A 12,747-nucleotide genomic window follows, 5' to 3' on the forward strand; every position below is an offset into this window, starting at 1 on the left:
ACCCCCGAAGCGGGCAAATGATGAGCGGTAAAAGTCCGTTCCGTACGATGGTCCGCATGACGACTCGCAAAGAAGAAGACCTGCTCGGCACGATGGACGTCCCGGCGGACGTCTACTACGGCATCCACACCCTGCGCGCCATGGAGAATTTCCAAATCTCCGGCGAAACGATCAATGATGTGCCCGATTTTATTCGCGGCATGGTGCAGGTGAAAAAGGCTGCGGCGCTGGCCAACCGCCGCCTGCACGCGCTGCCCAAGGCGAAAGCGGAGGCGATCGTGTGGGCCTGCGACCAGATCCTGGAAGAGGGGCGCTGCATGGATCAGTTCCCGATCGACGCGTTCCAAGGCGGCGCCGGCACCTCGGTGAACATGAACACCAACGAGGTCGTGGCGAACCTTGCGCTGGAGCACATTGGCAAGGACAAAGGCGAGTACAGCGAGATCAACCCGAACGACGACGTGAACATGTCGCAGTCGACGAACGACGCGTACCCGACCGGCTTCCGCCTCGGCTTGTACTACGCCGTCCAGGGCCTCATCGAGGAATTCGACCTCTTGCAGAAGGCGTTCCGCGCCAAGGGCGATGAGTTTGCGGACATCATCAAGATGGGACGTACGCAGCTCCAGGACGCCGTCCCGATGACGCTGGGCGAGGAGTTCACCGCCTTCGGCGAGAACCTGGGCGAGGAGAACCGCACGCTGGTCAACGCGGCGAACGTGCTCCTGGAGATCAACCTGGGTGCGACCGCCATCGGCACCGGCATCAACACGCCGAAGGGCTACCGCGACCAGGTTGTTGCGGCGCTGCGCGAGGTCACCGAGCTGGAGATCCAGGCGTCCCCGAACCTGATCGAGGCGACCTCGGATACCGGCGGCTACGTCATGATGCACGGCGCGATCAAGCGCGCTGCGATGAAGATGTCCAAGATCAGCAACGACCTGCGCCTGCTGTCCTCCGGGCCGCGCGCCGGCCTCAATGAGATCAACCTGCCGGAGCGCCAGGCCGGCTCGTCGATCATGCCGGCGAAGGTGAACCCGGTCATCCCCGAGGTAGTCAACCAGGCCTGCTTCAAGGTGTTTGGCAACGACCTCACCGTCTCCATGGCGGCGGAGGCCGGCCAGCTGCAGCTCAATGTGATGGAGCCGGTGATCGCTCAGTCACTGTTCAGCTCGATTTCGCTCCTCTCCAACGCGGCGCGCACGCTGCGCGAGAAGTGCGTCACCGGGATCACCGCCAACAAGGAGGTGTGCGAGGCCTACGTTGCCAACTCGATCGGCATCATCACCTACCTCAACCCGGTGATTGGCCACCACAACGGCGACCTGATTGGCAAAGAGGCCGCGGCGACCGGCCGCGGCGTCCGCGAGCTCGTCCTGGAGAAGGGGCTGCTCAGCGAGGAGGAGCTCGACGCGGTGCTAAGCAAGGAAAACCTCATGCACCCGGAGTACCGCGGGAAGCTCTACGTCGACGAAGACTAGGCCGACATCAAGCACGCCACATTGATCGGGGGTGCGCGGGTGCCGGTGGCGTGGCGTCGGTAGGCGCAGGCACCCGCGTTGCAGGGGAGGAGCACGCACCGCGAGTTGGAATGGTCGTACCATCCGGGCGATAATGGTACGCGATTTATATTCGTTGAACTCGTGAGGGGAATGGTCTGTGTCGCTGCTGCTCGTCGTGCACATCATCATCCTGTTCGGCGCCATTGTGCTGGGCGCGCGGATGGGGTCCATCGCTATCGGTTTCGCCGGCGGGCTCGGGGTGCTGCTCCTCGGCGCGACCGGCATCCCGGTGAGCGCGGAAGCGATCCCGTTCGACGTCATCGGCATCATCATGTGCGTGATCGCGGCGATCTCCGCCATGCAGCTCGCCGGCGGAATGGACTATCTGGTGTACCTGGCGGAGAGGTTCCTGCGCAGCAACCCGAAGCGGGTGACCGTGTACGCGCCGGTGGTCACCTGGCTGATGACGGTGCTGGCGGGCACCGGCCACACCGCCTTCTCTACGCTCCCCGTGATCGTTGAGGTGGCGAAGGAGGGCAAGGTGCGTCCGTCGCGGCCGCTTTCTGTCGCGGTCATTGCCTCGCAGATGGCTATTGTGGCCTCGCCGATCTCCGCGGCCGTCGTGTTCATGGCCTCTCTCCTGGAGGATCACGGGGTGGGCTATCTGCAACTACTCGCGGTGATGCTCCCGGCGACGCTGCTGGCCATCTTCCCCACGGCGTGGCTGGCCAACCGCCTGGGCAAGGATCTCGAGGACGACCCCGTGTACCAGCAGCGTGTGGCTGACGGGCTCGTCGCGCAGCCGCAGGCGTCCGCGGAGTTCGCACCGAAGGCGGGCGCGAAAACCTCGGTGGGCATCTTCGTCGCCGCGATCCTCATCGTGATGGCCTACGCCACGTTGATCTCGGACCAGATCGGGCTCATTCCGAACCCGACGGTGCCGCGCAACGAGGCCATCATGGCGATCATGCTGTCAGCCGCCGCCATCATCCTCTGGGTGACCAAGCACGCAGCGGCCGAGGTGCTCACCACCCAGGTGTTCCGCTCCGGGATGTCCGCCTGCGTGTGCGTCCTGGGCGTGGCGTGGCTCGGCACGACGTTTATCAACTACTACATCGACGACATCCAGGCGGTCGCCGGCACCGTTTTGCAGGCGCAGCCGTGGCTGCTGGCCGTGGTCCTCTTCTTCGCCGCGTGCCTGCTGTACTCGCAGGCGGCAACGGCGAAGGCGCTCATGCCGGCAGCGCTCGCCATCGGAGTGAGCCCGCTCACCGCCGTCGCCGCCTTCCCGGCGGTCTCGGCGCTGTTCGTGCTGCCGACCTACCCGACGCTGCTCGCGGCGGTGGAGATGGATGACACCGGCAGTACCCGCATCGGCAAATACGTTTTTGACCACCCGTTTATCGCCCCCGGCGTCGTCTGCATCTCCACGGCGATCCTGCTGGGGTACGGCATCGGCGCCCTCGTGCTCTAACGACACATCGCACGGGGGGGGTGGCGTCCCTGGCACCGGGTACTGTGGTGGTATGTCAGACACCACAGCAACGCAATCTGCGTCCCAAAACCACACCCCGAAATCCGACGTTGAGATCGCGCAGGCGCACCAGCTCGCGCCCATCGCGGACATTGCGGCGAAGGCCGGCGTTTCGGCCGACGCGCTCGTCCCGTACGGCACGCACATGGCCAAGGTCGACGTGACCAAGCACCCGGGTCAGCCGAAGGCGAAGCTTGTCCTGGTCACCGGCGTGTCCCCAACCCCCGCCGGGGAGGGCAAGTCCACGGTGCTCATCGGGCTTACCGACGCCCTCTCGCTCCTCGACCACAACGCCATGGTCGCGCTGCGTGAGCCCTCCCTCGGCCCCGTCATGGGGATCAAGGGCGGCGCGGCCGGTGGCGGCTACGCGCAGGTCGTGCCGATGGAGGACATCAACCTCCACTTCACCGGTGACTTCCACGCCATCACCTCAGCCAACAACACGCTCGCGGCGCTGATTGATAACCACATCCACCAGGGCAACGAGCTGGGCATCGACCCACGTCGCGTCACTTGGCAGCGCTGCCTGGACGTGAACGACCGCTCCCTGCGCAACGTGGTCACCGGCCTCGGCGGGCCGACCAGCGGTGTTCCGGCACAGACGGGGTTCACCATCACCGCCGCCTCGGAGATCATGGCCATCCTCGGCCTGGCCACGGACCTGCAGGACCTCAAGCGGCGCCTGGCCAACATCACCATCGGCCTCACCTACGACCAGAAGCCGGTCACCGCGGGCGACCTCGGCGCGGAGGGGGCGATGGCGGCACTGCTCAAGCAGGCGATTCACCCGAACCTGGTACAGACCCTCGGCGGCACGCCCGCGTTTATCCACGGCGGCCCCTTTGCCAACATCGCGCACGGCTGCAACACGCTGCTGGCCACCCGCACCGCGATGCAGTACGCGGACATCGTGCTCACGGAGGCCGGCTTCGGCTCCGACCTTGGCGCGGAGAAGTTCTTTAACATCAAGGCACGCTACGGCGACCTGGACGTCGCCGGTGCAGTCGTCGTCGCCACCGTGCGCTCGATCAAGTACAACGCCGGCATCGCGCGCGAGGAGCTCAAGCAGGAAAACGTCGATGCGCTGGAGCAGGGGATTGCCAACCTGGAGCGCCACGTGGACAACATCCGCAAGTTCGGCGTAACCCCGGTGGTCGCCCTCAACCGCTTCGACACGGACACGCCGGCGGAGCTTAAGTGGGTCCGCGACTGGGCGGAGCGCACCGGCGTGGCCATCGCGGAGGCCGACGTGTGGGCCAAGGGCGGTGAGGGGGCCACGGAGCTGGCGACCACGCTGCTGGACAACTTGACCGAGGGCACGTCCACGCAGCTCTACGACCCGGCCAACGGTATAGAGGCCTCTATCGAGACCATCGCGCGCGAGATCTACCGTGCAGACGACGTCCAGTACTCGGCGGCCGCCCTGCGCGACCTCAAGATGCTCAAGGACAACGGCTTTGACACGCTGCCGGTGTGCGTGTCCAAGACGCAGTACTCGTTCTCGGACGACCCGCAGCAGCTCGGTGCCCCGGAGGGACACACGCTGCACGTGCGCAACCTCGTCCCGCGCACCGGTGCCGGGTTCGTCGTCGCGCTGACCGGCGACGTCATGACTATGCCCGGCCTGCCCAAGAAGCCGGCGGCGAACAACATCGACGTCGACAGCGAGGGTCGCGTCTCCGGGCTGTTCTAATCCTGCGACGCCTCCGCCGCGGGGCCGTCTACCGCGCGGCCGTCCGCCGCGGAGCCCGGCCAGCCCGGGTACTCCGGCGGCATCCCGCCGAACTCGGGGCACAGGTCCTGGAATGCGCACCAGCCGCACAGCTTGGACTTCTTCGGCCGGAAGTGACCGTCCTTCCCGTCCGCCTCGATCTTCGCCCACAGGTCCGCGAGGTCGCGCTCGAAGTACTCAAGCTCCTCGCGCGACGGGGTGAGGATCATCGAGTCCATAACCTTGAGGTACATCAGCCGTAGCTGGGTGGGGATGGTCTGGAACAGCCGCCAGTACACGAGCGCGTAAAACCGCATCTGGAACTGCGCGTCCTGCGAGTAGCGGGGCAGTGGCTTCTTCCCGGTCTTATAGTCCACCACGCGAACCTCGCCCGTGGGCGCGATGTCCACACGGTCGATGAATCCGCGCACGGGCACCCCGTTGGGCAGGACGGTGTTCACGTACATTTCCTGCTCGTGCGCGTCGAAACCGAGCGGGTTTTCCATGTGGAAGTACCCGCGAAGCAGCTCGCGTGCGGCTTGGAAGAGCGCCAGTTCGTTGTCAATCGGCTCCGCGCAGCTCGGGTCCTTCTCGCGCATTTCCTCCCACGCCGGTTTGATGCGCTTGACGGCGGCCGGGAACGTGCGTGCCTCGCGCGGCCAGCCGAACATTTCCTCGAGCACCGCGTGCACCAATGTGCCTTTGACCTGCGCTTCCGTGGTCGGCTCCGGAATCTTGTCAATGGTGCGCAGCCGATATTGCAGCGGGCAGCGCTGGTAGTCGGAGGCGCGGGACGGGGAAAGTGCGAGCGGTCGTGGAGTCATCGTGTCCCACATCTTAGAGTGGAGGTATGCACGCTCGCTTCATCGACTTCCTCCACACCAACCCCAGCGCCTTCCACGCCGCGCACAACGTCGCGCAGGCACTCACCGCGCAGGGCTTTTCGCTTATCGACGCCACGTCGCCCGCCCCCGCCGACCCGGCCGCACCCGGCGGCCACGTCCTGGTCGACGGCGGCGCCGTGATCGCGTGGTGGGTCCCCGAGCACCCGCGCCCGCGCTTCCGCATCGTCGGCTCCCACACGGACTCGCCGGGCCTGATGGCCAAACCGCAGCCGGACTTCCAGCGCGAGGGCCTGCGCCAGGTGGCGGTGGAGGTGTACGGCGGACCAATCCTGCAGACGTGGCTGGACCGAGACCTGCGATTTGCCGGACGGGTGGTCACCGATGATGGCGCGCAGCACCTCGTGGATACCGGCGCCGTCGCCCGCGTGCCCAACCTGGCAATCCACCTCTACCGCGCCGACGCGCCCACCGTGGAGCGCCAGGCGCACACGCCGCCCGTCCTCGGCGGGGATCGACCGCTCATGGAGCTCGTCGGTGAGGCTGCCGGCGTGGACTCGCAGCGCATCGTGTCCCACGAGCTCATCACCGCCGACGCGCAGCGCGGCGAGCTGCTCGGGGACCTGCTCGCGGCCGGGCGCCTGGACAACCTTTCCAGTGTGTGGGCGTCGCTCGAGGCGCTGCTGGCCGCGAAGAACGCCGCCCAGGACATCCTGGTGCTCGCCGCATTCAACCACGAGGAGGTCGGCTCCGCGTCGACCACCGGTGCCGGCGGCCCGCTCCTCGAGCGCGTGCTGACCCGCATCGCCCGCGAGGTCGGCGAGCCCTTCGACGTGTTTGCTGAATCGTTCCAGGTCTCCGCGGATGCCGCGCACGCCGTCCACCCGAACTACCCGGAGAAGCACGACCCAACGCACCGGCCGCGCCTCAACGGGGGGCCGGTGCTCAAGATCAACGCGAACCAGCGCTACGCCTCGGACGCGGTCACCGAGGCGGAGTGGCTCCGCGCCTGCCGCGCGGCCGAGGTGCCCTCGCAAACCTTCGTGGGCAACAACAGCGTGCCCTGCGGATCCACGATCGGGCCGATCTCATCGACGCGCATGGGCATCCGCACCGTCGACGTGGGCGTGCCGCTGCTGTCGATGCACTCGGCGCGCGAGCTGTGCGGCGCGCGCGACATGGAGTACTTCGTCCGCGCGCTCACCGCGTTTTACGGTGCGCGAGCCGAGTAGGGCATACTTAGGCGCATGTATTCAGGCCCGTTCCAAGCAGGTGACAAAGTCCAGCTCACCGACGCGAAACGCCGTCACTTTACGATCCAATTGGTCGAGGGCGGCCAGTTCCACACACACAAGGGCATCGTCATGCACGATGACATCATCGGCGCGGACGAAGGCTCGGTGGTCAAGTCCACGCTGGGCAGTGACTACCTGTGCTTCCGCCACCTCCTGGTCGACCACGTGCTGTCCATGCCGCGCGGCGCCGCGGTGATCTACCCCAAGGACGCCGCGCAGATCCTGGTGGAGGGCGACATCTTCATGGGCGCGCGCGTGCTGGAGGCGGGCGCGGGCTCCGGCGCGCTGACCATGTCGCTGTTGCGCGCGGTCGGGCCCGAGGGCCGGGTGTTCTCCTACGAAATCCGAGACGACCACCTCGCCTTTGCCAAGGACAACGTGGCCGATTACTTCAACGGCACCCCGGAGTGGTGGACCCCGCGCTTAGGCGACTTCGGCGAGATCACCACCGAGGACCTCGACGGCCCGGTCGACCGCGTCATCCTGGACATGGTCGAGCCCTGGCACTTCATCGACACGGTGAAAAACGTACTCATCCCCGGCGGCGTGTTCATGACGTACGTGGCCACCGTGCCGCAGCTGATGAACATCATGGAAGCGATCCGCGAGGCGAAGTGCTTCACCGAGCCGCGCGCCTGGGAAACGCTGCTGCGTGAGTGGAAGGTGGAGGGCCTGGCCACCCGTCCGGAGCACCGCATGAACGCGCACACGGCATTTCTCGTGTGGACCCGCAGGCTTGCCGACGGCGTCACGCCGCCGCGCCCGCAACGCCGGGCACGCAAGTAGCTGTTACCGGCACCCACTAGTGTGGTGGGTATGGCTGGCAACACAATCAACGACGACGCATTCGGCCCGGAGCTGCGGGAGCTTAAACGCGAGAATCAGGCGATGAGCTCGCGGAACAAGAAGTTGGCGGAGCTGCTTAAAGCGAGCCGCGACAAGCTCAACGACCTGTATGCGCAGGTGGAAGCACTCGGCGAGCCGGCGTCGACGTACGGGGTGTTCCTCGAGGGATCCCCGCGCGGCCACGAGGCCGAGGTGTTTACCTCCGGACGCCGCATGCGCGTCAAGGTCGCGCCGACCGTGTCGCCGGACGCGCTGCGCCCGGGCACGCTGGTCCGCCTGGGCGACGGCGCCATCGTCGTCGAGTCCTGCGGGTACGAGGCCGTCGGCCAGCTCGCCACCCTGTCCGAGAAGATCAACACCGAGCGCGCGATCGTGGCGGACCAACAGGGTGCCGAGCACCTGGTCTACCTCGCGCAGCCACTCCGGGAGCACGCACGCGCAGGCGATACGGTCCTGGTGGACACCCGCGCCGGGTACGCCTTCGAGCGCGTCCCTAAGACCGAGGTCAACCAGCTTTCCCTCGACGAGGTTCCGGACGTCACCTACGCCGACATCGGTGGCCTGAGCTCGCAGATTGAGATGATCCAGGACTCGGTCGAGCTCCCGTTCTCGCACCCGGACCTCTACCGAGAGTTCGACCTCACCCCGCCGAAGGGACTATTGCTCTACGGCCCGCCCGGGTGCGGCAAGACGCTTATTGCCAAGGCCGTGGCCAACTCGCTGTCGCAGCGCATCGGCGACGGGGGACAGGCCCACTTCATCAACGTCAAGGGCCCCGAGCTGCTGAACAAGTTCGTCGGTGAGACCGAGCGACGCATCCGCCTTATCTTCGAGCGCGCCCGCGAGCTGGCCGAGGGCGGCCGCCCCGTCATCGTGTTTTTCGACGAGATGGAGTCCATCTTCCGCACCCGCGGCTCCGGGGTCAGCTCCGACATGGAAACCACCGTGGTGCCGCAGCTGCTCACCGAGATCGACGGCGTCGAGGGTATCGCCAATGTGATCGTCATCGGCGCAACCAACCGCGAGGAGCTCATCGATCCCGCCATCCTGCGCCCCGGACGCCTGGACATCAAAGTCCGCGTCTCGCGCCCGAACCGCGCGGAGGCCGAAGACATTCTCGCCCGCTACATCACGCCGGCTATCCCGCTCGCTGCGGCACCCGAGGAGCTCATCGCCGCGGCCGCCGACGCCATGTTCGCCCCGCGTCCGTTTGTGCGCTTGGAGCTTGTCGACGGCACGTCGCAGCTCCTCCACTATTCCGACTTCATCTCCGGCGCGATGATCGCCAACGTGGTGGACCGCGCGAAGAAGCTGGCGATTAAGGACTGGATCGGGGCGGTGGGCGTCGATAAGCAGCCCGGCGCGGTGCAGAAGGGGATTACCGCGGAGCATCTCCGGGCGGCCGTGCGCGCTGAGCAGGACGAGAGCGAGGATATGCCAAACACGGCGAACCCCGATGAGTGGGCACGCATCTCGGGCCGGCAGGGCAAGCGAGTGGTGGCCGCGGAGGTCGTCGGGTAGCAATCGGGCGAAACGCCCAAAAGTGTGCGCGGTATCACTTATACTCACCCATATTTCGTTATGCGGAATTTCATCCCACAGAGTGAGTAGGAGTTCGCCATGAGCACACAGGAAGATCGCTCGGCAGCCATCGCCGTCGCCGCGTTCCCGGCCTTTATTCTACTCGGTTCGGTGCTCGCGTTTGTCGCGCCAGGGCCGTTCCTCCCGCTGACCAGCTTCATCACGTACTTCCTGATGATCATCATGTTCGGTATGGGGCTCACGCTGACCATCCCGGACTTCAAGGAGGTGGCGAAGCGGCCCGTCCCGATCGCCATTGGCGTCGTCGCGCAGTTCGTGATCATGCCGCTCGGCGCGGTCGCGGTGGTCAAGCTCCTGGGCCTGAGCCCTGCGCTTGCGGTGGGGCTGCTCATGCTGGGCTCGGTTCCCGGCGGCACCTCCTCGAACGTGATCGCGTACCTGGCCAAGGGCGATGTGGCGCTGTCCGTGGCGATGACGAGCGTTTCCACGCTGCTCGCCCCGATTGTGACCCCAGTTATCATGTTGCTACTCGCCGGCGCTGACATGGCGGTGGACGGCGCGGGGATGGCCTGGTCGCTCGCGCAGACCGTGCTCATCCCGGTGATCGGCGGGATCGCGCTGCGCTACGCGCTCGATGCGTGGATGGGCAAGATCGCTCCGGTGCTGCCGTGGATCTCCATCCTGGGCATTGGCGGCGTGGTCTTCCCAACCGTGGCGAAGAACCACGAGGCGCTCATCGAGGTCGGGCTGCTCGTGTTCGCGGCGGTGCTGCTGCACAACGCGCTCGGCTACCTGCTGGGCTACTTCACGGCGAAGGTGACAGGGCAGCCAGAGAGCTACCGCCGGACGGTGGCGATCGAGGTGGGCACGCAGTCGGCGGGTCTTGCAAGTGGCATGGCCGGCAAGTTCTTCTCCCCAGAGGCGGCGCTGCCCGGCGCGGTCGCCGCGGTGCTACACAACATCACCGGCGCGATCTACGCCTGGGCAGTACGCCGGAAGGCGGGGACACCTGCCGGCGAGCCCCCGCGTCGCGCTGAGGTCGCGGCCGCAGCTGGCTAGGTCAGGCCGTCTTTTCCGGGTGGATGGCCCCGAGCGCGTACTCGAAGTCCTCATCCGTCAGGTGCGAAAAGCTCAGGACAAGCCCATCCCCACCGCCCGACCACAGGCTGGACTCGTGGCCGCACTCCACGCCGCTGGCGGCAAGTTGGTCCTCGAACTGTTGCCGCAGTGCAACGGTGGGAAACTCGGCGGTGACGTCTGCGCCGCCTGCTTCCGGCACGGTCACTCGCGCGCCGCGCGCTTCCAGGGCGGGGACCACCGTGGCGGCAACGGCTTTGCGCCGTCGCGCGAGCCGGTTGTGCGCTGCACGCGCGTTCCGGCGCACGTAGCCGCGGTCGAGGAGGTGCGCAATGGCGCGCTGCGTCACCGTGGCCACCGGCATTCCCAGGAGCTCTCGGGTCTCCCGCAGCGCGGGAGCGAGCGCGGGGGAGGCCACGACATACCCCGCGGCGAGCTCGCGGGAGAGGAGCGTGGAGAACGTGCCGAGCGTGAGCACGTCGGCCCCCGGCGACAGCGCCGCGAGCGGGGGCTGCGGCGAGATGAGGTAGCGCAGCTCGGTGTTGAAGTCGTCCTCGATGAGCACGGCGCCGGTCCGCGTCGCCCAGTTGAGCAGTGCGGAGCGGCGCGAGGCGCTCATCGCACCGCCGAAGGGGTACAGGTGGGACGGAGTGACCAAGAGCGCGTTGAGGCGGTCTGAAAGCTCGCCGACGACCACCCCACCGGGATCGGTGGCGCAGGGGACCACCTCGTGTCCGCCGAGGGGGATCACGCGACGCAGGCCGGGGTGGCCCGGGTCTTCAACACCCACGCACAGCCCCGAACCCAGCGTGTACAGGATGAGCTGCAGCCCTTCGCGCGATCCTCCGGTGACCACCACGTGTGCGGGGTCGACCTGTATGCCGCGCGCGAGGCGCAGGTGCTCGGCGATGGCGGCTCTGAGTTCTGGTTCTCCGGTCTTATCCAGGCTGGCACCGTCCGCGTTGAGGGCGTCCCTCCAGGCCTTGCGCCACGCGGCCGGTCGAACTGCTCCGGCGCTGCCCGCAGACGGCCGCAATGAGACCCGGGCCCGGGGTGTCGTCCTTGGGCGCGTGTCGCGCTGCGGCCCCTGCGCCGGTGGCGCAAGCGTGAGCGCCGGGTGGATCCGCGTCGGTGCGCCCTGCGCGGCGAGGAGGAAGCCCTCACTGATGAGTTGGTCGTAGGCGGTAACGACCGTGCCGCGGGAGACTCCGAGCTGGCGGGCGAGTGCGCGTGTGCTGGAGACCGTGTCTCCGGGCTGCAGCGTGCCGTTGGTAACCGCGAGCCGAATCTGCTGTGCGATCTGCGTGGGCAAGGGGATAGGCAGCTCGGGGGAGACGCTGAGGAGCACATGATCACCAACTGGTACAAGGAATGAAAATGATACTGGACCTTGGAATCTACCAGTTGCGCCCAGACAATGGAGCACTATGACAGATTTCACCAAGTTTGCAGAACTCACCAACTCGTTCAAAGGCGGCGTGATCATGGACGTCGTCACGCCGGAGCAGGCGAAGATCGCCGAAGCGGCCGGTGCCGTGGCCGTCATGGCACTCGAGCGCGTTCCCGCGGACATCCGCGCCGAGGGCGGCGTTGCCCGCATGTCCGACCCCGACCTCATCGAGGGCGTCCTGAACGCCGTGAACATCCCGGTGATGGCGAAGGCCCGCATCGGCCACACCATGGAGGCGCGCGTCCTCGAGCACCTGGGCATCCACTACATCGACGAGTCCGAGGTGCTCAGCCCCGCCGATTACGCCCACCACGTGGACAAGCGCGCCTTCGACGTCCCCTTCGTCTGCGGCGCCACCAACCTCGGCGAGGCGCTGCGCCGCGTCAACGAGGGCGCCGCGATGATCCGCTCCAAAGGCGAGGCCGGCACCGGTGACGTCTCCGAAGCCACGAAGCACATGCGCGCCATCCGCAGCGAGATCGCAGCGCTGCAAGCCACCTATAACGCCAACCGCGACGAGCTCTACGTCGCCGCAAAGGAGCTCCAGGCACCCTACGAGCTGGTGTGCTACGTCGCGGAACACGGCAAGCTGCCGGTACCGCTGTTTACCGCCGGCGGCGTCGCAACGCCTGCCGACGCCGCGCTGATGATGGAGCTCGGCGCCGACGGCGTCTTCGTCGGCTCCGGCATCTTCAAGTCCGGGAACCCGGAGGCACGCGCCAAGGCAGTGGTCAAGGCCGTGCGCAACTGGGACGACATCGCCGTCGTCACCGAGGCGTCCCGCGGCCTGGGCGAGGCGATGGTGGGCATCAACGTTGCTGACCTGCCCGCACCGCACCGCCTGGCAGAGCGCGGCTGGTAGCGCACGCCCCGCTCGTCGCGGAACTGAGGTAACGAGGAAAGCCGGCCCCGAGGGGCCGGCTTTGTGGTTGGGATGGGGACGCGGTG

10 protein-coding genes are annotated in these 12,747 nt (G+C 67.0%); 8 read left to right on the forward strand and 2 right to left on the reverse strand.

What is annotated here, in order from left to right; translation table 11 throughout:
• The first annotated feature begins 56 nt into the window (after positions 1-56).
• The 3 genes from aspA to EAW56_RS03250 all read left to right on the forward strand — a co-directional run bounded on the left by aspA (position 57) and on the right by EAW56_RS03250 (position 4,729).
• Entirely contained in the window at positions 57-1,481 is a 1,425-nt protein-coding gene (aspA, locus tag EAW56_RS03240) for an aspartate ammonia-lyase (RefSeq protein WP_095536228.1), read from the forward strand.
• A 187-nt stretch (positions 1,482-1,668) separates the two neighbouring features.
• Positions 1,669-2,976, forward strand: a complete 1,308-nt coding sequence (locus EAW56_RS03245) for an anaerobic C4-dicarboxylate transporter (protein WP_095536831.1) — start codon at positions 1,669-1,671, stop codon at positions 2,974-2,976.
• 52 nt (positions 2,977-3,028) lie between these two features.
• Entirely contained in the window at positions 3,029-4,729 is a 1,701-nt protein-coding gene (locus tag EAW56_RS03250; protein ID WP_122085016.1) for a formate--tetrahydrofolate ligase, read from the forward strand.
• Here EAW56_RS03250 and EAW56_RS03255 read toward each other — a convergent pair.
• Positions 4,726-5,571, reverse strand: coding sequence for a RecB family exonuclease (locus EAW56_RS03255; protein WP_415528367.1), 846 nt, complete (start codon positions 5,569-5,571; stop codon positions 4,726-4,728). The two genes, EAW56_RS03250 and EAW56_RS03255, sit on opposite strands and share 4 nt — an antisense overlap.
• A 26-nt stretch (positions 5,572-5,597) precedes the next feature.
• Between EAW56_RS03255 and EAW56_RS03260 the strand changes: the two genes are divergently transcribed.
• The 4 genes from EAW56_RS03260 to EAW56_RS03275 all read left to right on the forward strand — a co-directional run bounded on the left by EAW56_RS03260 (position 5,598) and on the right by EAW56_RS03275 (position 10,331).
• Positions 5,598-6,821 (forward strand): M18 family aminopeptidase, encoded by a 1,224-nt coding sequence (locus EAW56_RS03260; protein WP_122085021.1) that lies wholly within the window; start codon positions 5,598-5,600, stop codon positions 6,819-6,821.
• Between the two features lie 15 nt (positions 6,822-6,836).
• Complete coding sequence (locus EAW56_RS03265; protein ID WP_095276590.1) at positions 6,837-7,670, forward strand: tRNA (adenine-N1)-methyltransferase; 834 nt, start codon at positions 6,837-6,839, stop codon at positions 7,668-7,670.
• A 30-nt stretch (positions 7,671-7,700) separates the two neighbouring features.
• A complete protein-coding gene (arc, locus tag EAW56_RS03270; protein WP_095553706.1) occupies positions 7,701-9,251 on the forward strand; it encodes a proteasome ATPase in 1,551 nt (516 codons plus the stop codon).
• Positions 9,252-9,350: 99 nt separating this feature from the next.
• On the forward strand, positions 9,351-10,331 hold the full coding sequence (locus EAW56_RS03275) for a bile acid:sodium symporter family protein (RefSeq protein ID WP_122085023.1): 981 nt from the start codon (positions 9,351-9,353) through the stop codon (positions 10,329-10,331).
• Between the two features lies 1 nt (position 10,332).
• Here EAW56_RS03275 and pdxR read toward each other — a convergent pair whose 3' ends face one another.
• The gene (gene pdxR / locus EAW56_RS03280; RefSeq protein ID WP_122085025.1) at positions 10,333-11,697 is read right to left on the reverse strand and encodes a MocR-like pyridoxine biosynthesis transcription factor PdxR; all 1,365 of its coding nucleotides are present in this window, start codon (positions 11,695-11,697) and stop codon (positions 10,333-10,335) included.
• A 79-nt stretch (positions 11,698-11,776) separates the two neighbouring features.
• Between pdxR and pdxS the strand changes: the two genes are divergently transcribed.
• On the forward strand, positions 11,777-12,661 hold the full coding sequence (gene pdxS, locus EAW56_RS03285; RefSeq protein ID WP_122085028.1) for a pyridoxal 5'-phosphate synthase lyase subunit PdxS: 885 nt from the start codon (positions 11,777-11,779) through the stop codon (positions 12,659-12,661).
• Positions 12,662-12,747: the final 86 nt, after the last annotated feature.

The sequence above is a fragment of the Corynebacterium gottingense genome (assembly GCF_003693265.1).
Taxonomy (GTDB): Bacteria; Actinomycetota; Actinomycetes; order Mycobacteriales; family Mycobacteriaceae; genus Corynebacterium; species Corynebacterium gottingense.